This is a genomic window from Pseudomonas sp. B28(2017), assembly GCF_002113025.1.
Classification (GTDB): domain Bacteria; phylum Pseudomonadota; class Gammaproteobacteria; order Pseudomonadales; family Pseudomonadaceae; genus Aquipseudomonas.
This window is the reverse complement of the sequence record NZ_NEJH01000004.1, coordinates 483,782-505,918: the sequence shown is the minus strand read 5'-3', so window position 1 is coordinate 505,918 and position 22,137 is coordinate 483,782. Positions and strand designations below refer to the sequence as shown.

The 22,137-nt window shown below is 58.6% G+C and carries 19 protein-coding genes; 14 read left to right on the top strand and 5 right to left on the bottom strand.

Annotation, left to right across the window (positions count from 1 at the left end; genetic code table 11):
• The first annotated feature begins 149 nt into the window (after nucleotides 1-149).
• Entirely contained in the window at nucleotides 150-608 is a 459-nt protein-coding gene (locus CAF65_RS15025; protein WP_085716962.1) for a transposase, read from the top strand.
• A gap of 125 nt (nucleotides 609-733) precedes the next feature.
• On the opposite strand, the gene CAF65_RS15020 is transcribed toward CAF65_RS15025, so the two are convergent.
• Entirely contained in the window at nucleotides 734-1,342 is a 609-nt protein-coding gene (locus CAF65_RS15020) for a TetR/AcrR family transcriptional regulator (protein ID WP_085716961.1), read from the bottom strand.
• 134 nt (nucleotides 1,343-1,476) lie between these two features.
• Between CAF65_RS15020 and CAF65_RS15015 the strand changes: the two genes are divergently transcribed.
• Complete coding sequence (locus CAF65_RS15015) at nucleotides 1,477-2,391, top strand: DUF808 domain-containing protein (protein WP_085716960.1); 915 nt, start codon at nucleotides 1,477-1,479, stop codon at nucleotides 2,389-2,391.
• A gap of 63 nt (nucleotides 2,392-2,454) precedes the next feature.
• Here the strand turns inward: CAF65_RS15015 and CAF65_RS15010 are convergent, their stop codons facing one another.
• Together CAF65_RS15010 and CAF65_RS15005 are read right to left on the bottom strand one after the other, a co-directional pair.
• On the bottom strand, nucleotides 2,455-3,243 hold the full coding sequence (locus CAF65_RS15010; RefSeq protein WP_085716959.1) for a VacJ family lipoprotein: 789 nt from the start codon (nucleotides 3,241-3,243) through the stop codon (nucleotides 2,455-2,457).
• Nucleotides 3,236-4,534 (bottom strand): serine/threonine protein kinase, encoded by a 1,299-nt coding sequence (locus CAF65_RS15005; protein WP_085716958.1) that lies wholly within the window; start codon nucleotides 4,532-4,534, stop codon nucleotides 3,236-3,238. The genes CAF65_RS15010 and CAF65_RS15005 overlap by 8 nt, the downstream gene beginning before the upstream one ends.
• Before the next feature lie 225 nt (nucleotides 4,535-4,759).
• Between CAF65_RS15005 and CAF65_RS15000 the strand changes: the two genes are divergently transcribed.
• Nucleotides 4,760-5,128: a hypothetical protein gene (locus tag CAF65_RS15000; RefSeq protein ID WP_085716957.1), complete on the top strand. Its 369-nt coding sequence runs from the start codon at nucleotides 4,760-4,762 to the stop codon at nucleotides 5,126-5,128.
• Nucleotides 5,129-5,268: 140 nt separating this feature from the next.
• Here the strand turns inward: CAF65_RS15000 and CAF65_RS14995 are convergent, their stop codons facing one another.
• Entirely contained in the window at nucleotides 5,269-6,864 is a 1,596-nt protein-coding gene (locus CAF65_RS14995) for a beta (1-6) glucans synthase (protein ID WP_085716956.1), read from the bottom strand.
• Nucleotides 6,865-6,898: 34 nt separating this feature from the next.
• Here CAF65_RS14995 and CAF65_RS14990 point away from each other — a divergent pair, with 34 nt between their 5' ends.
• The 4 genes from CAF65_RS14990 (at nucleotide 6,899) to CAF65_RS14970 (ending at nucleotide 10,214) form a co-directional block, all read left to right on the top strand.
• Nucleotides 6,899-7,069, top strand: coding sequence for a hypothetical protein (locus tag CAF65_RS14990; protein ID WP_256578643.1), 171 nt, complete (start codon nucleotides 6,899-6,901; stop codon nucleotides 7,067-7,069).
• Between the two features lie 83 nt (nucleotides 7,070-7,152).
• Nucleotides 7,153-8,004, top strand: coding sequence for a glycine betaine ABC transporter substrate-binding protein (locus CAF65_RS14985; RefSeq protein WP_085716955.1), 852 nt, complete (start codon nucleotides 7,153-7,155; stop codon nucleotides 8,002-8,004).
• 243 nt (nucleotides 8,005-8,247) lie between these two features.
• Nucleotides 8,248-8,559, top strand: a complete 312-nt coding sequence (locus CAF65_RS14975) for a DUF485 domain-containing protein (RefSeq protein ID WP_008020577.1) — start codon at nucleotides 8,248-8,250, stop codon at nucleotides 8,557-8,559.
• Nucleotides 8,556-10,214, top strand: a complete 1,659-nt coding sequence (locus CAF65_RS14970) for a cation acetate symporter (RefSeq protein WP_085716953.1) — start codon at nucleotides 8,556-8,558, stop codon at nucleotides 10,212-10,214. The genes CAF65_RS14975 and CAF65_RS14970 overlap by 4 nt, the downstream gene beginning before the upstream one ends.
• Before the next feature lie 974 nt (nucleotides 10,215-11,188).
• On the opposite strand, the gene gltA is transcribed toward CAF65_RS14970, so the two are convergent.
• Nucleotides 11,189-12,478, bottom strand: a complete 1,290-nt coding sequence (gene gltA / locus CAF65_RS14965; RefSeq protein WP_084322328.1) for a citrate synthase — start codon at nucleotides 12,476-12,478, stop codon at nucleotides 11,189-11,191.
• 364 nt (nucleotides 12,479-12,842) lie between these two features.
• Between gltA and sdhC the strand changes: the two genes are divergently transcribed.
• The 7 genes from sdhC (at nucleotide 12,843) to lpdA (ending at nucleotide 21,962) form a co-directional block, all read left to right on the top strand.
• On the top strand, nucleotides 12,843-13,217 hold the full coding sequence (gene sdhC / locus CAF65_RS14960; protein ID WP_043302324.1) for a succinate dehydrogenase, cytochrome b556 subunit: 375 nt from the start codon (nucleotides 12,843-12,845) through the stop codon (nucleotides 13,215-13,217).
• Nucleotides 13,211-13,579: a succinate dehydrogenase, hydrophobic membrane anchor protein gene (gene sdhD / locus CAF65_RS14955; protein WP_008017858.1), complete on the top strand. Its 369-nt coding sequence runs from the start codon at nucleotides 13,211-13,213 to the stop codon at nucleotides 13,577-13,579. Before sdhC ends, sdhD begins: the two co-directional genes overlap by 7 nt.
• 3 nt (nucleotides 13,580-13,582) lie before the next feature.
• Entirely contained in the window at nucleotides 13,583-15,355 is a 1,773-nt protein-coding gene (gene sdhA / locus CAF65_RS14950; RefSeq protein WP_085716952.1) for a succinate dehydrogenase flavoprotein subunit, read from the top strand.
• 11 nt (nucleotides 15,356-15,366) lie between these two features.
• The gene (locus CAF65_RS14945) at nucleotides 15,367-16,071 is read left to right on the top strand and encodes a succinate dehydrogenase iron-sulfur subunit (RefSeq protein ID WP_007959035.1); all 705 of its coding nucleotides are present in this window, start codon (nucleotides 15,367-15,369) and stop codon (nucleotides 16,069-16,071) included.
• A gap of 261 nt (nucleotides 16,072-16,332) precedes the next feature.
• The gene (locus CAF65_RS14940; RefSeq protein WP_085716951.1) at nucleotides 16,333-19,164 is read left to right on the top strand and encodes a 2-oxoglutarate dehydrogenase E1 component; all 2,832 of its coding nucleotides are present in this window, start codon (nucleotides 16,333-16,335) and stop codon (nucleotides 19,162-19,164) included.
• A 42-nt stretch (nucleotides 19,165-19,206) separates the two neighbouring features.
• A complete protein-coding gene (gene odhB / locus CAF65_RS14935) occupies nucleotides 19,207-20,427 on the top strand; it encodes a 2-oxoglutarate dehydrogenase complex dihydrolipoyllysine-residue succinyltransferase (RefSeq protein WP_085716950.1) in 1,221 nt (406 codons plus the stop codon).
• Between the two features lie 98 nt (nucleotides 20,428-20,525).
• Nucleotides 20,526-21,962 carry a dihydrolipoyl dehydrogenase gene (lpdA, locus tag CAF65_RS14930; protein WP_085716949.1) on the top strand — a complete coding sequence of 479 codons (1,437 nt, stop codon included), beginning with the start codon at nucleotides 20,526-20,528 and terminating at the stop codon, nucleotides 21,960-21,962.
• The last annotated feature ends 175 nt before the right edge of the window (nucleotides 21,963-22,137 follow it).

The window sequence follows — 22,137 nt, the reverse complement described above, 5'->3', positions numbered from 1 at the left end:
CAGATCATCTGAGCAGCAGGGATCCATTGTGGGAGCGAGCCTGCTCGCGAAGGCATTTCCCCTGGCACATCCAGCTAAAAGTCTGCCACTTCCTTTGATAGTCGCCGGTCTAGCCTTTTTCATGACTTCCTCAGGAGAAGGGCAAAGGAATGCCAGAATTATCCGCTTCACATCGACTTCGGGTTGGTCGCTATGCCGAACCCAACCGGATTTACCTGCTGACCACCAACACACTCGATACAAAGCCTGTTTTCAACGACTTTGCTTCGGGCAGATTGGTCGTCGCACAGTTTCGCGCAGCGCAGGATCAAGGTTTTGCTAAATCACTCGCCTGGGTGGTCATGCCCGATCATTTTCATTGGTTGATTGAATTACAGCGAGGATCACTGAGTGGGCTGATGCAAAGGACAAAATCACTGAGTACCAAGGCTGTGAACAGGTCCACTGGTCGCAGGATCAGCCTATGGCAGCAAGGATTTCATGACCGAGCGCTACGCCGTGAGGAAGATTTGATAAAGCTGGCTCGATACATTGTGGCCAACCCGCTATGGGCTGGCTTGGTCGAGAAGTTGGGTGACTATCCTTTGTGGGATGCGGTTTGGGTTTGACCGGAAACCGAGTCGCCTCCATTCGCGAGCAGGCTCGCTCCCACAGGCTTGGTGTGTACTCAGACTCAGCGAACAACCGTGATCCAGTGTGGGAGCGGGCTTGCTCGCGAAGGCCGCGCCGCGGTCTACCGCTCGGGCTCACACCCCTTGAGCACCAACCGGATAATCGTCCGCGCTGCCGCTTCGTAATCTTCTTCATCCAGCCTGGCCTTGCCGGTGATGGCGGTGATCTGCCAGTCGAAGTCGGCGTAGGTCTGGGTTGCGGCCCAGATGCTGAACATCAGGTGGTTGGGGTCGATGGGGGCGATTTGCCCGCGGTCGATCCAGGTCTGGATGCACTCGATGTTGTGTTTGGCCTGGCCATTGAGCTGTTCGACCAGATCGCTGCTCAGGTGGGGGGCGCCGTGCATGATTTCGCTGGCGAACACCTTGGAGGCGAAAGGCAGGTCGCGGGAAATGCGGATTTTCGAGCGAATGTAGCCGCTGAGCACTTCACCGGGTTCGCCTTCCGGATTGAACGGTGTCGAAGCCTGCAGGATTGGCTCGATGATACTTTCGAGAACCTCGCGGTAGAGGTTTTCCTTGGATTTGAAGTAGTAGTAGACGTTGGGCTTGGGCAATCCCGCCTTGGCGGCGATGTCACTGGTTTTGGTCGCAGCGAAGCCTTTGTCGGCAAATTCCTCACTGGCGGCACGCAGGATCAGTTGTTTGTTGCGCTCGCGGATAGTGCTCATAACCCGGGTGATTCCTTGCCTGTTCTGGCGGTTGCGCATGGTATCACCGGCCTCGCGCGGCGCTCAAGAATGCACCACAGCCCGTGATGCCGCGCTATGCTGCTGCGCATTCATTGCAGAAGGAAACCCGATTCATGGCAGGAAGCAGTTTGCTGGTGCTGATCGACGACATCGCGGCCGTGCTGGACGACGTGTCATTGATGACCAAAATGGCCGCCAAGAAAACGGCCGGTGTACTCGGTGACGACCTGGCACTCAACGCTCAGCAAGTCAGCGGCGTGCGGGCCGAGCGGGAAATCCCGGTGGTCTGGGCGGTCGCCAAGGGTTCGTTCATCAATAAATTGATCCTGGTGCCGTCGGCGCTGGCCATCAGTGCGTTCATTCCTTGGCTGGTCACCCCACTGCTGATGCTCGGTGGCGCTTATTTGTGCTTCGAAGGGTTCGAAAAGCTCGCCCACAAGTTCCTGCACCGCGAGGCTGAAGATCAGGCTGAACATGCCGAATTGGTCGAGGCGGTGGCAGACCCGGCGGTGGATCTGGTGGCGTTTGAAAAGGACAAGATCAAAGGCGCGATCCGTACCGACTTCATTCTCTCGGCAGAAATCATCGCCATCACTCTCGGCGTCGTCGCCGAGTCGGCGCTGAGCCAGCAAGTCATCGTGCTCTCGGGGATCGCCATCGTCATGACCGTCGGTGTCTACGGGTTGGTAGCGGGCATCGTCAAACTCGATGATCTGGGGCTGTGGCTGACCCAGAAGCCTGGTCAGATGGCCAGGAGCATCGGTGGCGGGATTTTGCGTGCGGCTCCGTACATGATGAAAAGCCTGTCGGTGATTGGCACTGCGGCGATGTTTCTGGTCGGCGGCGGCATCCTGACCCACGGTGTGCCGGTGGTGCATCACTGGATCGAAAGTGTCAGCGCGGGAGCGGGCGGTGCCGGGTTTATCGTGCCGACGTTGCTTAATGGGGTAGCGGGGATGGTGGCGGGGGCGGTGGTGTTGGTTGGGGTGATGGCTGTCGGCAAAATCTGGAAAGCACTGAAAGGCTGAAGGCAATACATAATAGCTGTAGGAGCGAGCAAGCTCGCTCCTACAGTGCTTTTTGGAGGCTATTTACTCCGCGATCTGCAACTTGCGCGCTTCGGTGTACACGTAGCGCACTTTCTCGTACTCGAACGGCGAGTTCATCTGGCCATAGCGGAAGCTGGTCTGGTGGCGTTTGTCGATGCTGCGCAGGATCCAGACTTCCGGATGGTTGGAACTGACTTCTGCCACGTTGAGGAAGTTGATCGCACTCTCGGCCGTGTAATCCACCACCAGGCCCCCGGTATCACGCATGTTCGACGGGCCGAGGATCGGCAGGACGAAATAAGCGCCGCCCGGTACGCCGTAGAAGCCCAGGGTCTGGCCGAAGTCTTCGCTTTGGCGTGGCAGGCCCATGGCGGTGGCCGGGTCCCACAGGCCGGCGATGCCGATGGTGGTGTTGAGCAGCAGTCGCCCGGTGGTTTCCAGCGAGCGCTGGCCCTTGAGTTGCAGCAGGCTGTTCAACAGGTTGGGTACGTCGCCCAGGTTGTTGAAGAAGTTGCTGACACCGGTGCGCAGGAAGCTTGGGGTGACGTAGCGGTAACCATTGACCACCGGCATGAACACCCATTGGTCGAAGCGGTAGTTGAAGTGATACACGCGCCGGTTCCACTCTTCCAGCGGATCGTAGACAGCCAGTGCGCTGAGCGTCGAACGCTCGAACTCGCGCTGATCCAGGCCCGGGTTGAATTTGAGTTTGCTCAGCGGTTCCTTGAAGCCGTCACTGTCGACGACCACGGGAGCGCTGGCTTTGCTGTTGTCGGCATTGGCGACGCCTGCACAGAGTAACGCTGCGAAAAGCAGGAGATATTTAGCCACGGAAGAACTCCAGCATGGCGTCGCTGTTGACGCGGTAGTTAATGTTGCCGCAGTGGCCACCGAGCGGGTAAACAGTCAGGCGATCACCGAAGGTCCTGCGCAGGAATCCCAGGTCGCCAGGGCCGAGGATCACGTCATCGGCGTTGTGCATGACCGCGATTTTCGGGCTTTCGTGCAGATAGTCCTTCAGTGCATACAGGCTTACCTGGTCAATCAGTTGCAGCAGGCTGCCGCCGTCGGTACGGGCGCGCCACATCGGGATCACCTGTTCGGTGATGTAGCAGTCGAAGTCGCATTGCAATGCACGCTTGAGGAATGGCGTGAGGCTGGTGCCCTCGGTGATCGGGAACTTGGGTGGGGTGATCAGGCCGCGACGGTTGATCAGGTCCGACGTGAAAGCAATGTCGGCCGCCGAAAAGCGGAATGACGTGCCGATCAGCATGGCCATCTGTTCGTTGGTCAGGTGCTGTTTGGACTGCTGGAAGTCGTAGAGCAGGGCATCGTTGAGGTCGATGTAGCCCTTTTGCTGGAAGTAGCGGGTCAGTTTGTTCAGTACCAATTCATAGAACGTGGTGCTGTTGTTGATGCCCTTGACCTCGGTCTGGACCAGCTTGTCGAGGTTGGTGATCGAGGTGTAGAGGTTGACCGGCGGGTTGAGCAGCAGGACTTTCTTGAAGTTGAAGCTGCGGCGGGTTTCATCCAGGTGCGAGACGAAAGCGGCATCCAGTGCACCCAGGCTGTACCCGGTCAGGTAGTAATCGGTGACCGGCACTTTCGGGTTCTGTGCCCGCACGGCCTGCATCACCCGGTACATGTCTTCAGCGTCTTCCTTGGAAACACCCGGCGTGGCGAAGCGCGATGCGGCACTCATGAAGTCGTAGCTGGTGGGCGATGACAGCTGCACCACGTGGTAACCGGCCTTGTAGTAGAGCTTCTTCAGGTATTCGTTCAGGCTGCTGTCATAGCGCGCACCGGTGCCGGCGATCAGGAAAATCAGCGGCGCGGCGTGATCCTGCGTGGCAATGCGGTAGTCGAGTTTCTTGACCGCCCAGAAATTGTCCGGCAATTCGAATGCCCGTTCAGGGCGCAAGGTGACGCTGCGCACCGTCTGATCGATGTCATCGTCCAGGGGCAGCTCCGGACGCAGGTCCGGCGGCGTGGTCGCGATGGTCGCCTCGAACGGGTTGGTCAGGGGGTAGCCATAACTGGCGGCGTCAATCTCGACCGCCAGTGCGGACGCACTCAATATAAGGCCGCCAAACAGGGCGGCGAAGCGCAAGGAACGGAGCATGACTAAATCCCTTAGAGGAAGGTGCCGAATGAATTTCGCAGGCTATGACCGCTGGAGTTGCGCCAAAGTGCCACGCATCGGCACCAAACAGGCCTGATTTCGAAGTAATGGTAGTTGGACGATACACTTTGCAGCGATTGAATGACCAGTTAACAGTTGTTAGTGCTTGCGCAAGGCTGTCGTGCGATTAAGCTGGCCGCCGTTTTTCGCCTTTTGGAGTATTACATGTCCCGCCGTTTGCCCGTGATTTTGCTGCTTGTGTTGCTGCCGGTATGGCTGGCCACCAGTTATGGCGCGCGTTATGGCTTCATGGAGGATGCGCAGTGGGTCGGCATTTGCGTAGATGAAGCAAGCCGCTGGGAATGCCAGGTGCGTTCGAACCTGGGGCTGATGATCCACTTCGGGGTTCTGGGCTGGGCTGCGCTGGGCGCGGCGATCATCGGCTTTGTCGTGCCGGGGCAGGCAGGCTGGTGGCTGGCGGTGCTGGCGCTGGTGTTCGGGTTTCCGGCGCTGGCTTTGTACAACACGACGCTGGCGGTATTTGCGGTGGTGATAGCGGGGTTGCGGTTGGTCAGGGCTTCTCGGAGCGCCTGATAGTCCGTCATCGCGAGCAAGCTCGCTCCCACAATTGATCTTTGTCGCACGCGGACTTTGTGTGCACTTAAGATCTATTGTGGGAGCGGGCTTGCTCCGGGCGGCGATCCGACGAAGAGGCCGGTTGAGTCGCTAAAGAATCAAACTGTGCGAACCCGCAAGCAACGCCACAACGCCGCCACCATCAACATACTCGCCAGCGCCCAGCCCCAGGCCTGCTGATTCTGCAAGCCTTCACGGAACAACTGCGGCGCAATGCCGGCGCCGATGATGAAGGTCAGCAACGCAATCTCGCGGCGCGGCACATTCACCGGGCGGCACAGATAAACCAGCGCCGGCATGATGAACGCGACACTCGGGAAGCTGCGGTAGCGCGGGTCGAACACCAGTTCCAGCATCATCACGGCCGCCGCGAAACCTGCCGTTGCCACCAGCCAGCCAGCACGGTGTTCGAGCAAGTTGAAAGCCCGCCCGCGCCAACCGCTGCGAGGGCTCAGTGCCAGCGCGGCGTGGGCCAGCACGAGCAGATTCAGCGTAGTCAGCAATCCGACCCACAACCACTCACCGGTAAAGCGCGTGGTAACCCGTGCCAGGTCACCCCAGGCGCCAATCGAGCACGCCGCCAATGCACCGAGCAGGGGCAGCACAAGCGCCGAGCGCGTCGTGCGGACCCGGCCGCCAAGCAGCAACGTGCCGATGAAGATCAATCCGCCAACCGCCAGCCATTGCGACCAGTACGGTACGTTTGTCACTGGCCCGGCCAGCACGCCCTTGTCCTGGCGATCGGCATCGAACAATCCCCAGTAACCCCCGACCGCACCTTCGCTGGCGCGTTTCCATGGCTGGTCGAAGGCTTCGATCAGGTTGTAGTGCCAGCCCTGCTGCTCGGCCATGGCGACGAACCCACGAATGAACCTGGCTTCGTTGACCCGACTCGGCAGGGCCGTTTCGCGCTGGCGACCTTCGCTTGGCCAGCCGGTTTCGCCGATCAATACATCCTTGGGCGCGAACTTGTTGCCGAACACCTGGCGTACTTCGGCCACATGTTGAAGGGCTGCGTCGATGTTCGATGGATCATCTTCCCAATACGGCAGCAAATGGATGGTCAGGAAGTCTACGGCGGGGGCGATTTCCGGATGCTTGAGCCAGAACTCCCAGACGTCGGCATAGGTGACAGGCTGTTTGACGTGGCTTTTGACCTTGTTGATCAGCTTCGCCAATTGCGCACCGGTGACTTCCTTGCGCAACAGGGTTTCGTTGCCGACGATCACCGCGCTCACCACATCCGGGTTGGCGTTGGCCGAGGCGATCAGCAGGTCGACTTCTTTTTCCGTGTCCACCGGGTTGCTGTTGACCCAGGCGCCGATCATCAGCTTCAAGCCATGCTTGCGCGCCAGATCCGGCAGGGCGTCAAGGCCGGTCATGGAATAGGTGCGGATGCATTCGAAGCTTTTGGACAGCAGCGCGAGGTCGGCATCCATACGCTCGGGGCGCAAGTTGAATGGCACGTCGAATGGCGATTGGTCTTTGTCGAAAGGGGTGTAGGAGGCGCATTGCAGCTTGTGCGTCGCGCTGGCGACATCCGGCAGGATCACCGGTTTGCCAATGCCGTACCAGAAGCCACCGAGGGCAAAAAGCCCCAGCAGGCAGGCGAATAGATAAGCAAAAAAAGGAAAGCGTGATGTCGCGGACATGGTCAGGCCGTGTGGGAACAAAGCGGCGCATGTTACCTGCATTTACCGCGTGCTTGGTGGCCTGCATGATTTTGACATGCAAAGTTTGGGCGGAATCTCCGGTGCATTGGTCGCGTTGAAGATTAATGGCTTTCTGATGTCGTTTCTCGATGGATTGAGGTCGCTGGCAGAGCAGGTCGCGGTGAGCGTCAGGTTGATTATCGAGGGCGTCAGTACTCCGCTGATGTTCGAACGAGTTTGCGGTTAGGCGTGATGGGGGCGCTGTGCACCATAACAATACGTTTAAGCGACTCGGCATCCGTCGAGCGCAGCACTTTCGGGGAAGTAACGATGAAGATGCGACGACTCTTGGGCGCAGGTGCCGCTTTGGTGCTGGCGATCAGCGCTACCGTGGCCAGTGCCGCCAGTAAGGAAGTGACTATCGGTTATGTCGACGGCTGGTCGGACAGTGTCGCCACGACCAACGTGGCTGCAGAAGTGATCAGGCAGAAACTCGGTTACGACGTGAAGCTGCAAGCGGTCGCTACCGGGATCATGTGGCAGGGCGTGGCCACCGGCAAACTCGACGCCATGCTGTCGGCCTGGCTGCCAGTGACCCACGGCGAATACTGGACGAAGAACAAGGATCAGGTCGTCGATTACGGCCCGAACTTCAAGGACGCGAAAATCGGCCTGATCGTGCCGGAGTACGTTAAAGCCAAGTCCATCGAGGACCTGAAAACCGACGACAGCTTCAAGGATCGCATCGTCGGCATCGACGCCGGCTCAGGCGTGATGCTCAAGACCGATCAGGCCATCAAGGACTATGACCTGACCGGTTATCAGCTCAAGGCCAGTTCCGGCGCCGGCATGATTGCCGAGCTGACCCGTGCCGAGAAGAAAAACGAATCCATCGCCGTGACCGGTTGGGTGCCGCACTGGATGTTCGCCAAGTGGAAGCTGCGCTTCCTCGAAGACCCGAAAGGCGTGTACGGCGCGGCTGAAACCGTGAACAGCATCGGCAGCAAAGGCTTGGAGGCCAAGGCGCCGGAAGTGGCCAAGTTCCTGAAAAACTTCCAGTGGGAATCCAAGGACGAAATCGGCCAGGTCATGCTGGCGATTCAGGACGGTGCCAAGCCTGACGCCGCCGCGAAGGATTGGGTGGCCAAACACCCTGAGCGTGTTGCTGCCTGGACTAAATAACAGCAAAGAGCACGCTTGACCCTGTGGGAGCGAGCCTGCTCGCGAAGGCGGTGTAACAGACAACAATGATGTTGAATGTTATGACCCTTTCGCGAGCAGGCTCGCTCCCACACTTGTTTATGGCGTGCTGGAGATTGGCGAATCCGTCATGGGGTTCTAAGACTAAGGTCGTCTGGAACCTGCCCCGCAGCCGCATAGAGTGGATACCGTTCCAACTAAATCTGTGCTGCGAGGATAAAAACAATGAACGACAGCATTTACCTCTCGATTCAAAACAGCCCGCGCTTCAAGGAGCTGGTTAGCAAGAGGGAACGATTCGCCTGGATTCTTTCAGCGATCATGCTTGGGCTTTACTCCGCTTTCATCCTTCTGATTGCTTACGGGCCGCAAGTGCTGGGGACGAAAATCAGTCCCGAGTCTTCGATTACCTGGGGCATACCGATTGGCGTCGGGCTGATTGTTTCGGCCTTCGTCCTGACCGGTATCTACGTACGACGTGCCAATGGCGAGTTTGATGACCTGAACAATGCGATTCTCAAGGAGGCTCAGCAATGATCCGGCGTCTACTGGCTCTATTGAGCATCGCGGCTTTTGCACCGGGTGCCTGGGCGGCTGACGCCCTGACCGGTGAAGTGCATAAACAACCTCTCAACGTCGCCGCGATCCTGATGTTCGTTGTGTTTGTGGGGGCAACCCTGTGCATTACCTACTGGGCCTCCAAGCGCAACAAGTCGGCTGCCGACTACTATGCGGCGGGTGGCAAGATCACCGGGTTCCAGAACGGTCTGGCGATTGCCGGCGACTACATGTCGGCTGCCTCGTTCCTGGGTATTTCCGCATTGGTGTTCGCTTCCGGCTATGACGGGCTGATCTATTCGATCGGCTTTCTGGTGGGCTGGCCGATCATTCTGTTCCTGATTGCCGAGCGCCTGCGTAACCTGGGCAAGTACACCTTTGCCGACGTGGCGTCCTATCGCCTGGGGCAAACCCAGATCCGCACACTGTCCGCTTGCGGTTCGCTGGTGGTGGTGGCGTTCTACCTGATCGCTCAGATGGTCGGTGCCGGCAAGCTGATCCAGCTGCTGTTCGGCCTCGACTATCACGTTGCGGTGATCCTGGTGGGAGTGCTGATGTGCCTTTACGTGTTGTTCGGCGGCATGCTGGCGACCACCTGGGTGCAAATCATCAAGGCTGTCCTGCTGCTGTCCGGCGCTTCCTTCATGGCGCTGATGGTGATGAAGCACGTCAACTTCGACTTCAACATCCTGTTTTCCGAGGCGATCAAGGTTCACCCTAAAGGTGAGGCGATCATGAGTCCGGGCGGTCTGGTGAAAGATCCGGTTTCGGCGTTCTCCCTCGGCCTGGCACTGATGTTCGGTACCGCAGGTCTGCCGCATATCCTGATGCGCTTCTTCACCGTGAGTGACGCAAAGGAAGCTCGCAAGAGTGTGCTGTACGCAACTGGTTTCATTGGCTACTTCTACATCCTGACCTTCATCATCGGTTTCGGCGCGATCCTGCTGGTGAGCACCAACCCGGCCTTCAAAGACGCGGCCGGCGCGTTGCTCGGTGGTAACAACATGGCGGCGGTACACCTGGCCAACGCGGTCGGTGGCAGCATTTTCCTGGGCTTCATCTCGGCGGTGGCGTTCGCGACCATTCTGGCGGTAGTTGCCGGCCTGACACTCGCCGGTGCTTCGGCGGTGTCCCACGACCTGTATGCCAGCGTGCTCAAGAAGGGCAAGGCCAACGAGAAGGACGAGATTCGTATTTCGAAGATCACCACCGTTGCCCTGGGGGTGCTGGCCATCGTTCTGGGCATTCTGTTCGAAAGCCAGAACATCGCGTTCATGGTGGGCCTGGCGTTCTCCATCGCGGCGAGTTGCAACTTCCCGGTACTGCTGCTTTCGATGTACTGGAAAAAGCTGACCACCCGTGGTGCGATGATCGGTGGCTGGATGGGGTTGGTGAGCGCTGTCGGCTTGATGATCCTTGGGCCAACCATCTGGGTGCAGATCATGCATCACGAGAAGGCCATCTTCCCGTATGAGTATCCGGCGTTGTTCTCGATGATGATTGCCTTTATCGGGATCTGGTTCTTCTCGGTTACCGACAAGTCCACGGCGGCTGACAATGAGCGGGCGCTGTTCTTCCCGCAGTTTGTTCGTTCGCAGACTGGGTTGGGGGCGAGTGGGGCGGTTTCGCACTAAGGCTTCAGCGTTTTATATATAAGTTGCACTGACATCCAATGCCCCGGTCGAGAGATCGGGGCATTTTTTGTTGGGCTATAATCGACCAGAGTTTTTTGATGGTGTGTATATCCGTTGCTGCGGTAACGGCGACTGACGGTTTCGCCCTGACGGCGACTCACTTTTTTTACAAGCGCCTAAAAAAGTAAGCAAAAAAACGCTCGCCCCGAACGTCCGGCCCCTCGCTTGGGCTCGGGGTTCCTTCGCTCCGGCATTTATCCGGGGGCATTGCCCTCCGGTCGGCTTCGCTCGACCTACATGCAATGAGTTCGACTGCGTCGAACGGCGCTGCGCGCCCATCCCCGGATGAACGCCTCCGCTCAGCCTGCCGAGGGGGCGGGTGGATCAAGATCAAGAGCGGCAGGCGAGCTAACGCTCGGCCTGTTGAGTGGTGAAGAGCAACGGGTGTACGCGGATCTGCCTTTGCTCTGCTCTTCTGTAGGAGCGAGCTTGCTCCGGGCGGCGTTCCGACGATGGTCGTCAACGATGACGTGGGCTGTCTGAATCCCCGCGGTGTCCCGGCGTTTTTCGCGAGCAGGCTCGCTCCTACAGGGGGGAACGCGTTCAATCGCGATCAGGCCGGCCAGTAGGCCGCCTCGCTTTGGCTTTGGCTGTTGATCTTCTTGCCCCCTCGAGAGGCTGAGCGCAGGTTCTGCGCAGTGGGCAACCCGGCATGGGTGCCGGGTTAGCCGCGTACGGAGCAGGACCGGAGCGAGGGAATGCCGAGCCTTGGCGAGGCACCGAACGTCAGGGGCAAGAGCCCTTGGTTACTTGGGGCTCTTCCAAGTAACCCGCTGTAAAAGCGGAACCATAAGTCGCCGTTACCTGAATAACGGATATGCCCACGATCAAAAAAACGCCTGGCATAAACAAAAACGGCCTCTATATAAGAGGCCGTTCCCGGTACAACTCAACACGCTACAGCAAGGCAGCTCTTACTTGCGGTCTTCCAGCTTGGTAATGTCACGCGACTCGTAGCCGGTGTACAACTGGCGCGGACGGCCGATCTTGTACGGGCTGGAGAGCATTTCTTTCCAGTGGGAGATCCAGCCGACGGTCCGCGCCAGGGCGAAGATCACGGTGAACATACTGGTTGGAATGCCGATCGCCTTGAGGATGATCCCCGAGTAGAAGTCGACGTTCGGGTACAGCGAGCGTTCGATGAAGTACGGGTCGGTCAGGGCGATCTCTTCCAGGCGCATGGCCAGTTCGAGTTGCGGATCGTTGGTGATGCCCAGTTCCTTCAATACTTCGTCGCAGGTCTGCTTCATGACGGTAGCGCGTGGGTCGCGGTTTTTGTAAACCCGGTGACCGAAGCCCATCAGTTTGAACGGATCGTTCTTGTCTTTGGCCTTGGCGATGTACTTGTCGATGTTCGAGACATCGCCAATTTCATCGAGCATGGTCAACACGGCTTCGTTCGCACCGCCGTGGGCAGGGCCCCACAGTGCAGCGATACCGGCGGCGATACAGGCGAACGGGTTGGCACCCGAGGAACCTGCCAGACGTACGGTGGACGTCGAGGCGTTCTGCTCGTGGTCGGCGTGGAGGATGAAGATCCGGTCCATGGCCTTGGCGAGTACCGGGCTGATCGGTTTGATCTCGCACGGGGTGTTGAACATCATGTGCAGGAAGTTTTCCGCGTACGACAGGTCGTTGCGCGGGTACATCATGGGTTGGCCCATGGAGTACTTGTAAACCATTGCCGCCAGGGTCGGCATCTTGGCAACCAGGCGGATCGCGGAGATTTCGCGATGCTGCGGGTTATTGATGTCGAGGGAGTCGTGGTAGAACGCCGAGAGGGCGCCGACTACGCCGCACATGACGGCCATCGGGTGGGCGTCGCGACGGAAACCGTTGAAGAAGGTCTTCAGCTGCTCGTGAACCATGGTGTGGTTCTTCACGGTGCTGACGAACTGGGCCTTCTGTTCTGCGGTCGGCAGTTCGCCGTTGAGCAGCAGATAGCAGGTCTCCAGATAGTCCGACTTTTCAGCCAGCTGTTCGATCGGGTAGCCGCGGTGCAGCAGAATGCCGTTGTCGCCGTCAATATAGGTGATCTTCGATTCGCACGAAGCGGTCGACATGAAGCCTGGGTCAAAGGTGAAACGGCCCGTGGCCGTCAGGCCCCGAACATCGATAACATCGGGACCAACGGTGCCGGTTAAAATGGGCAGCTCGACGGGGGCTGCGCCCTCGATGATCAACTGCGCTTTTTTGTCAGCCATGTGGCCTCCTATTTATGCTTGAAATCATCAGACAGACCCCCCACGCAGGGCCCGCACCACTATAGTGAGATAAATTCGAATGTCAATTTGCCTAAAGTCTTGCTCCAGAAGGCTTTAACTGGACTTTTTCCTCGAAATTGACTGCCATTTACGCCTTTTATGTCAGTTGCGCAATCCGCTGTTTGGGTTAGGTGTTTGCGTTGTCATTAGTAGCCTAACTGTCTATACTCGGCCACCGACCGCCAAGGGCTTTTGGGCTTGCTTTCATTGGGGGTCGCATCCCTGGGTGGTGGTTACCTGACCAGTGCACTCCCCAACAACTTTGCCCTGATTGTTAGGGGCTCTTCAGTGTGAAAAAAAAGCCGTGAAAAGCCAACGACCTGTAAACCTAGACCTAAGGACCATCAAACTCCCAGTCACTGCTTACACGTCCATTCTTCACCGTATTTCCGGTGTCATCCTCTTCGTGTGCCTTGCCATCATGCTTTACGCATGGGACAAGTCGCTGAGCTCCGAGGAAGGCTTCGGTCAGGTGAAAGCGTGTCTGACCAGTCCGCTAGCCAAGCTAGTGATTTGGGGCATCCTGTCCGCTCTGCTGTATCACCTGGTAGCCGGTGTGCGCCATTTGATCATGGACATGGGCATCGGCGAGACGCTGGAAGGCGGCAAGCTGGGCTCGAAAATCGTTATCGCCGTTTCCGTGGTGGTAATCGTTCTGGCAGGAGTTTGGATATGGTAACTAACGTCACGAACCTGTCGCGTTCGGGCCTCTATGACTGGATGGCGCAACGCGTTTCTGCGGTCGTTCTCGCGGCTTACTTCATTTTCCTGATCGGATACATCGTGGCCCATCCTGGCCTCGAGTACGCCCAGTGGCATGAACTGTTCGCCCACAACGGGATGCGTATCTTCAGCCTCCTGGCCCTTGTTGCCCTCGGCGCTCACGCCTGGGTCGGCATGTGGACCATCGCGACCGACTACCTGACGCCAATGGCGCTGGGCAAGTCCGCGACGGCTGTGCGTTTCCTTTTCCAGGCAGTATGCGGCGTTGCGATGTTCGCTTACTTCGTCTGGGGTGTGCAGATTCTCTGGGGTATCTGAGTCATGGCTAACATTCCAACGATTTCTTTCGACGCCATCATTATTGGTGGTGGCGGTGCCGGCATGCGCGCAGCGCTGCAACTGGCGCAAGGCGGTCACAAGACTGCCGTGATCACCAAGGTTTTCCCGACTCGTTCGCACACCGTATCGGCCCAGGGCGGCATCACTTGCGCCATTGCGTCTGCCGACCCGAACGATGACTGGCGCTGGCACATGTACGACACCGTCAAGGGTTCCGACTACATCGGTGACCAGGACGCTATCGAATACATGTGTCAGGAAGGTCCGGCCGCAGTTTTCGAACTGGACCACATGGGCCTGCCGTTCTCCCGTACCGAAACCGGTCGCATCTACCAGCGTCCGTTCGGCGGTCAGTCCAAGGACTACGGCAAGGGCGGCCAGGCTGCGCGTACTTGCGCGGCGTCCGACCGTACCGGTCACGCGCTGCTGCACACCCTTTATCAGGGCAACCTGAAAGCCGGCACCACGTTCCTGAACGAATACTACGCTGTCGATCTGGTAAAGAACGGTCAAGGCGAGTTCGTCGGTGTGATCGCGATCTGCATCGAAACCGGCGAAACCACCTACATCCGCGCCAAAGCCACCGTACTGGCCACCGGCGGTGCAGGTCGTATCTATGCATCCACCACCAACGCCCTGATCAACACCGGTGACGGCGTCGGCATGGCTCTGCGTGCTGGCGTGCCGGTACAAGACATCGAAATGTGGCAGTTCCACCCGACCGGCATTGCCGGCGCCGGTGTACTGGTTACCGAAGGTTGCCGTGGTGAAGGTGGTTACCTGATCAACAAGCACGGCGAGCGTTTCATGGAGCGTTATGCTCCGAACGCCAAAGACCTTGCCGGTCGTGACGTGGTTGCCCGTTCGATGGTTAAAGAGATCATCGCCGGCAACGGTTGCGGTCCGAATGGCGACCACGTAATGCTCAAACTCGACCACCTGGGCGAGGAAGTGCTGCACAGCCGTCTGCCAGGCATCTGCGAACTGTCGAAGACTTTCGCACACGTTGACCCGGTCGTCGCTCCGGTTCCGGTTGTTCCGACCTGCCACTATATGATGGGCGGCGTTGCCACCAACATTCATGGTCAGGCGATCACTCAAGACGCCGACGGCAAAGACACCATCATTCCGGGCCTGTTCGCGGTCGGTGAAGTGGCTTGCGTATCGGTTCACGGTGCCAACCGTCTGGGCGGCAACTCGCTGCTCGACCTGGTGGTATTCGGCCGCGCTGCCGGCCTGCACCTCGAGAAGGCGCTGACCGACGGCATCGAATACGACGACGCTACCGAAGCCGACATCGAAGCTGCCCTGGCGCGTCTGAATGCCCTGAACAACCGTACCGACGGCGAAGACGTCGCTACCCTGCGTCGCGAGCTGCAAAGCTGCATGCAGAACTACTTCGGTGTATTCCGTACCGGCGAATACATGCAGAAGGGTATTGCCCAGCTGGCAGATCTGCGCAAGCGTATCGCCAACGTGAAGATCAACGATAAGTCGCAGGCGTTCAACACTGCACGTATCGAGGCGCTGGAACTGCAAAACCTGCTGGAAGTGGCTGAAGCTACCGCCATCGCTGCCGAAGTACGTAAAGAGTCCCGCGGTGCTCACGCCCGTGAAGACTTCGAAGACCGTGACGACGAAAACTGGCTGTGCCACACCCTGTACTTCCCGGGTGAGAAACGCGTTGCCAAGCGTGCCGTGAACTTCTCGCCGAAGACTGTTCCGACTTTCGAACCTAAAGTCCGGACTTATTAAGGGTGACCGCCATGTTGCAAGTCAGTGTTTATCGTTACAACCCTGATCAGGACGCTGCGCCGTTCATGCAGGAATTCCAGGTTGATACCGGTGGTAAAGACCTGATGGTGCTGGACGTGCTGGCCCTGATCAAAGAGCAGGACGAAGGTTTCTCCTATCGTCGCTCTTGCCGTGAAGGTGTTTGCGGTTCCGACGGCATGAACATCAACGGCAAAAACGGTCTGGCGTGCATCACGCCGCTGTCTGCCGTCGTAAAAGGTAACAAGCTGATCGTTCGTCCGCTGCCAGGTTTGCCGGTTATCCGTGACCTGGTCGTCGATATGAGCATCTTCTACAAGCAATACGAGAAGGTTAAGCCATTCCTGCAGAACGACACGCCGGCTCCGGCCATCGAGCGTCTGCAGTCCCCTGAAGAGCGTGAAAAGCTCGACGGTCTGTACGAGTGCATCCTGTGCGCTTGCTGCTCGACTTCGTGCCCGTCCTTCTGGTGGAACCCGGACAAGTTCCTGGGCCCGGCTGCCCTGCTGCAAGCGTACCGCTTCCTGGCAGACAGTCGTGACACCAAGACATCCGAGCGTCTGGCTTCGCTGGATGACCCGTTCAGCGTATTCCGCTGCCGCGGGATCATGAACTGCGTCAACGTATGTCCGAAAGGCCTGAACCCGACTAAGGCCATCGGTCACATCCGTAACATGTTGCTCTCGAGCGGCGTGTGATTCAGCTGCTGTACCCGTAGAACCGCTGTACCCGTAGATGCTGCGGCGCAGGCTTCAACCGGCGCCGTAGTTTTAACCTGAGCAGCAGCTTAAAAGGCTGCGGCTCTTATTTTGAAGAAATGAGACAAGCAGGGGCATCCGGGCTGGTACCCGGACTATCAGTGTGATCCTAGTGGCTTGTTTTGGTCGCTGCATTCGGACTTCTGCAAGTTTGCTCGGTGTCGACACCGATGGTGTTCCCCTAACCGAGGGTGACCAAGCATGCAAGAAAGCGTGATGCAGCGCATGTGGAACAGTGCCTACCTATCCGGTAGTAACGCTGCCTATGTGGAAGAGCTTTACGAGCTCTACCTGCACGACCCTAACGCTGTGCCAGAAGAGTGGCGCACCTACTTCCAGAAGTTGCCAGCTGACGGCAACTCTGCCACCGATGTTTCGCACTCCACAATTCGCGATCATTTCGTGTTGCTGGCAAAGAACCAGCGCCGCGCCCAACCGGTTTCCGCCGGTAGCGTGAGCACTGAGCACGAGAAGAAGCAAGTTGAAGTGCTGCGATTGATCCAGGCCTACCGTATGCGTGGCCACCAGGCAGCCCAGCTTGACCCGCTGGGGCTGTGGCAGCGTACTGCACCTGCAGACCTGTCGATCAATCATTACGGCTTGACCAATGCCGATCTTGATACGACCTTCCGTGCCGGCGACCTGTTCATCGGCAAAGAGGAGGCGAGCCTACGCGAAATTCACGAAGCGTTGCAGCAGACATATTGCCGCACCATCGGCGCTGAATTTACGCACATCACCGAATCCGAGCAGCGCCAGTGGTTCCAGCAGCGTCTGGAAAGCGTACGCGGTCGTCCGACGTACTCCGCCGACATCAAGAGCCACTTGCTCGAGCGCGTGACCGCGGGCGAAGGCCTGGAAAAATACCTGGGCACCAAATACCCGGGCACCAAGCGTTTCGGTCTGGAAGGCGGCGAGAGCCTGATTCCGATGCTCGACGAGCTGATCCAGCGTTCCGGTTCCTACGGCACCAAGGAAATCGTCATCGGCATGGCCCACCGTGGCCGTCTGAACGTGCTGGTCAACACCTTCGGCAAGAACCCGCGCGAGCTGTTCGACGAGTTCGAAGGCAAGAAGAAGGTCGAGCTGGGTTCCGGTGACGTGAAATACCACCAGGGCTTCTCGTCCAACGTGATGACCACCGGCGGCGAAGTTCACCTGGCCATGGCGTTCAACCCGTCCCACTTGGAAATCGTATCCCCGGTGGTCGAGGGTTCGGTTCGCGCCCGTCAGGACCGTCGTAACGACCCGACCGGCGAGAAGGTTCTGCCGATCTCCATCCACGGTGACGCTGCGTTCGCAGGTCAGGGCGTGGTCATGGAAACCTTCCAGATGTCGCAGACCCGCGGTTTCAAGACCGGCGGCACCGTGCACATCGTGGTCAACAACCAGGTTGGTTTCACCATCAGCAACCCGCTGGACTCGCGTTCCACCGAGTACGCCACCGACGTCGCGAAAATGATTCAGGCGCCGATCCTCCATGTAAATGGTGATGATCCGGAAGCCGTATTGTTCGTGACCCAGCTGGCCATCGATTACCGCATGCAGTTCAAGCGTGACGTGGTGATCGACCTGGTCTGCTACCGCCGTCGCGGCCACAACGAGGCCGACGAGCCAAGCGGTACACAGCCACTGATGTATCAGCAGATCACCAAGCAGCGCACCACCCGTGAGCTGTATGCCGATCGTCTGATTCAGGCCGGCGTGCTGGATGCCGAGCGGGTCCAGGCGAAAGTCGACGAATACCGCAACGCGCTGGACAACGGTCTGCACGTAGTGAAAAGCCTGGTCAAGGAGCCGAACAAGGAACTGTTCGTGGACTGGCGTCCGTACCTGGGTCACACCTGGACCGCGCGTCACGACACTCGCTTCGATCTCAAGACCTTGCAGGAACTGTCCGCCAAGCTGCTGGAAATCCCGGAAGGCTTCGTGGTTCAGCGTCAGGTTGCCAAGATCTACGAAGACCGCCAGAAGATGCAAGCCGGCGGCCTGCCGATCAACTGGGGTTACGCCGAAACCATGGCGTACGCGACCCTGGCGTTCGAAGGTCACCCGATTCGCATGACTGGCCAGGACATCGGCCGCGGTACGTTCTCGCACCGTCATGCTGTCCTGCACAACCAGAAAGACGCGGGCACCTACATCCCGCTGCAGAACCTGTACGACGGTCAGCCGCGCTTTGACCTGTACGACTCGTTCCTGTCCGAAGAAGCGGTGTTGGCGTTCGAGTACGGTTACTCGACCACCACGCCGAATGCCCTGGTTATCTGGGAAGCCCAGTTCGGCGACTTCGCCAACGGCGCCCAGGTAGTTATCGACCAGTTCATCACCAGTGGCGAGCACAAGTGGGGCCGTCTGTGCGGTCTGACCATGCTGCTGCCGCACGGTTATGAAGGTCAGGGTCCGGAGCACTCCTCGGCTCGTCTGGAGCGTTACCTGCAGCTGTGCGCCGAGCACAACATTCAGGTGTGCATGCCGACGACGCCGGCTCAGATCTACCACTTGCTGCGCCGTCAGGTCATTCGCCCGCTGCGCAAGCCTTTGGTAGTCCTGACTCCGAAGTCGCTGCTGCGCCACAAGCTGGCCATCTCGACGCTGGAAGATCTGGCCGAAGGTTCGTTCCAGACCGTTATCCCGGAAATCGATGCCCTGGACCCGAAAAAGGTCGAGCGCGTTGTTCTGTGTAGCGGCAAGGTCTACTACGACCTGCTGGAAAAACGCCGTGCCGAAGGTCGTGACGACATCGCCATCGTGCGTATCGAGCAGCTGTACCCATTCCCTGAGGACGACTTGAAGGAAGTCCTGGCGCCTTACACCAACGTCAAGCATGCCGTCTGGTGTCAGGAAGAGCCGATGAACCAGGGTGCGTGGTACTGCAGCCAACACCACATGCGTCGCAGCATCAGCAACCTCAACAAGTCGCTCGTACTCGAGTACGCGGGCCGCGAGGCTTCTGCTGCACCTGCATGCGGTTACGCATCGATGCACGCCGAACAGCAGGAACAGCTGCTGCAAGACGCCTTTACTGTTTAACGCCTTCGCGCACCTGAAACCGAATTTAAGGAACCACAGACAATGGCTATCGAGATCAAAGCCCCCACTTTCCCGGAATCGGTTGCCGATGGCACCGTTGCCACCTGGCACAAACAACCGGGCGATGCGGTCAAGCGCGACGAACTGATCGTCGACATCGAAACCGACAAAGTCGTGCTGGAAGTGCTGGCTACCGCTGACGGCGTGCTGGGCGCAATCGTCAAGAACGAAGGCGACACCGTTCTGTCCGACGAAGTCCTCGGCTCCATCGTTGAAGGCGGCGTTGCTGCTGCCGCTCCGGCTGCCGCTGCTGCTCCGGCCGCTGCTGCCGCTGCTCCAGCTGCCGGCGCTGACGAAGACGCTATCGCAGCTCCAGCCGCTCGCAAGCTGGCCGAAGAAAACGGCATCAACCTGGCGTCCGTCAAAGGCACTGGCAAAGATGGTCGTGTAACCAAGGAAGACGTGGTTGCCGCTGTCGAAGCCAAGAAAGCCGCTCCTGCTGCCGCGCCTGCCAAGGCTGCTGCTCCGGCTGCCGCTGCTCCTGTGTTCGCTGCTGGCGACCGCATCGAGAAGCGCGTTCCGATGACCCGCGTTCGCGCCACCGTGGCCAAGCGTCTGGTTGAAGCCCAGTCGAACATGGCGATGCTGACCACTTTCAACGAAGTCGACATGACCGAAGTCATGGCGCTGCGTTCGAAGTACAAGGACCTGTTCGAGAAGTCCCACAACGGCGTACGCCTGGGCTTCATGTCGTTCTTCGTGAAAGCAGCCACCGAAGCGCTGAAACGCTTCCCGGCTGTCAACGCCTCGATCGACGGCGGCGACATCGTTTACCACGGCTACGCTGACATCGGCGTTGCAGTTTCCAGCGATCGCGGCCTGGTTGTACCGGTCCTGCGTAACGCCGAACTGATGAGCCTGGCTGAAATCGAAGGCGGCATCGCCACCTTCGGCAAGAAAGCCCGTGACGGCAAACTGTCGATGGACGAAATGACCGGTGGTACTTTCACCATCACCAACGGCGGTACTTTCGGTTCGATGATGTCGACCCCGATCGTCAACCCGCCACAAGCAGCCATCCTGGGCATGCACAACATCATCCAGCGTCCTATGGCCATCAACGGTCAGGTCGTTATCCGCCCGATGATGTACCTGGCACTGTCCTACGATCACCGTCTGATCGATGGCAAAGAAGCTGTGACCTTCCTGGTGACCATCAAGAACCTGCTGGAAGATCCGGCTCGTCTGTTGCTGGATATCTGATAGAAGCAGCCATGAGCTGCAAGCCCAGGCTGTCGGAAAACCCGCAGCCTGGCTTGCCGCTCGCGGCTTGAAGCTTTTCGCTAAAGAGGATTTTTTGAATGTCGCAGAAATTTGACGTAGTAGTGATCGGTGCGGGCCCTGGCGGCTACGTGGCTGCCATCAAGGCCGCGCAACTCGGTCTGAGCACTGCCTGCATCGAGAAGTACACCGATGCTGAAGGCAAGCAAGCCCTGGGCGGCACCTGCCTGAACGTAGGCTGCATTCCTTCCAAGGCGCTGCTGGACAGCTCCTGGAAATACAAGGAAGCGAAAGAAAGCTTCAACGTCCACGGTATCTCGACCGGCGAAGTCAAAATGGACGTCGCTGCGATGGTTGGCCGCAAGGCCGGCATCGTCAAGAACCTGACCGGCGGTGTTGCCACCCTGTTCAAGGCCAACGGCGTTATTTCGATCCAGGGCCACGGCAAACTGCTGGCCGGCAAGAAAGTTGAAGTCACCAAGCCAGACGGCTCGGTTGAAGTCATCGAAGCCGAAAACGTCATCCTGGCTCCAGGTTCGCGTCCGATCGACATTCCACCGGCACCGGTTGACCAGAAAGTCATCGTTGATTCGACTGGCGCGCTGGAATTCCAGGCTGTACCAAAGCGTCTGGGCGTGATCGGCGCTGGCGTGATCGGCCTGGAGCTGGGTTCGGTCTGGTCGCGTCTGGGTGCAGAAGTGACTGTCCTCGAAGCTCTGGACACCTTCCTGATGGCAGCGGACACCGCTGTTTCCAAGGAAGCGCTGAAGACCCTGACCAAACAGGGGCTGGATATCAAACTGGGCGCCCGCGTGACCGGCTCGAAAGTGAACGGCGACGAAGTCGTTGTGAACTACACCGACGCCAACGGCGAACAGACCATCACTTTCGACAAGCTGATCGTAGCCGTTGGTCGCCGTCCGGTGACCACTGATCTGCTGGCTGCCGACAGCGGCGTGACCCTGGACGAGCGCGGTTTCGTGCACGTTGACGATCACTGCGCGACCACCGTACCGGGCGTCTATGCCATCGGTGACGTGGTTCGCGGCATGATGCTGGCGCACAAGGCCTCGGAAGAGGGCATCATGGTTGTCGAGCGCATCAAGGGCCACAAGGCTCAGATGAACTATGACCTGATCCCTTCGGTTATTTATACTCACCCGGAAATCGCGTGGGTCGGTAAAACCGAGCAGGCCTTGAAAGCTGAAGGCGTTGAAGTTAACGTCGGCACCTTCCCGTTCGCAGCCTCTGGCCGTGCCATGGCTGCCAACGACACCGGTGGTTTCGTCAAGGTCATCGCAGATGCCAAGACAGACCGCGTTCTGGGCGTTCACGTGATTGGCCCAAGCGCTGCAGAACTGGTTCAGCAGGGCGCGATCGGTATGGAATTCGGCACCAGCGCTGAAGACCTGGGCATGATGGTTTTCTCCCATCCGACCCTGTCTGAAGCCTTGCACGAAGCTGCTTTGGCAGTGAATGGCGGCGCCATCCACATCGCCAACCGCAAGAAGCGTTAAGACAATAAGAAACCACGGCGGAATGGCCCGTCGTGAGCCTTGCATGCAAGACTCACCGCGGAATATCCGCTGGACGCAGTCTTGCGTGGCTGTACCGGGTATCCGGAAAGGCCATGCAAGCAGCAGTCACAGGTGGTGCGGCACTTGAATGAGTGCAGCACCGAATGCGCAGTAC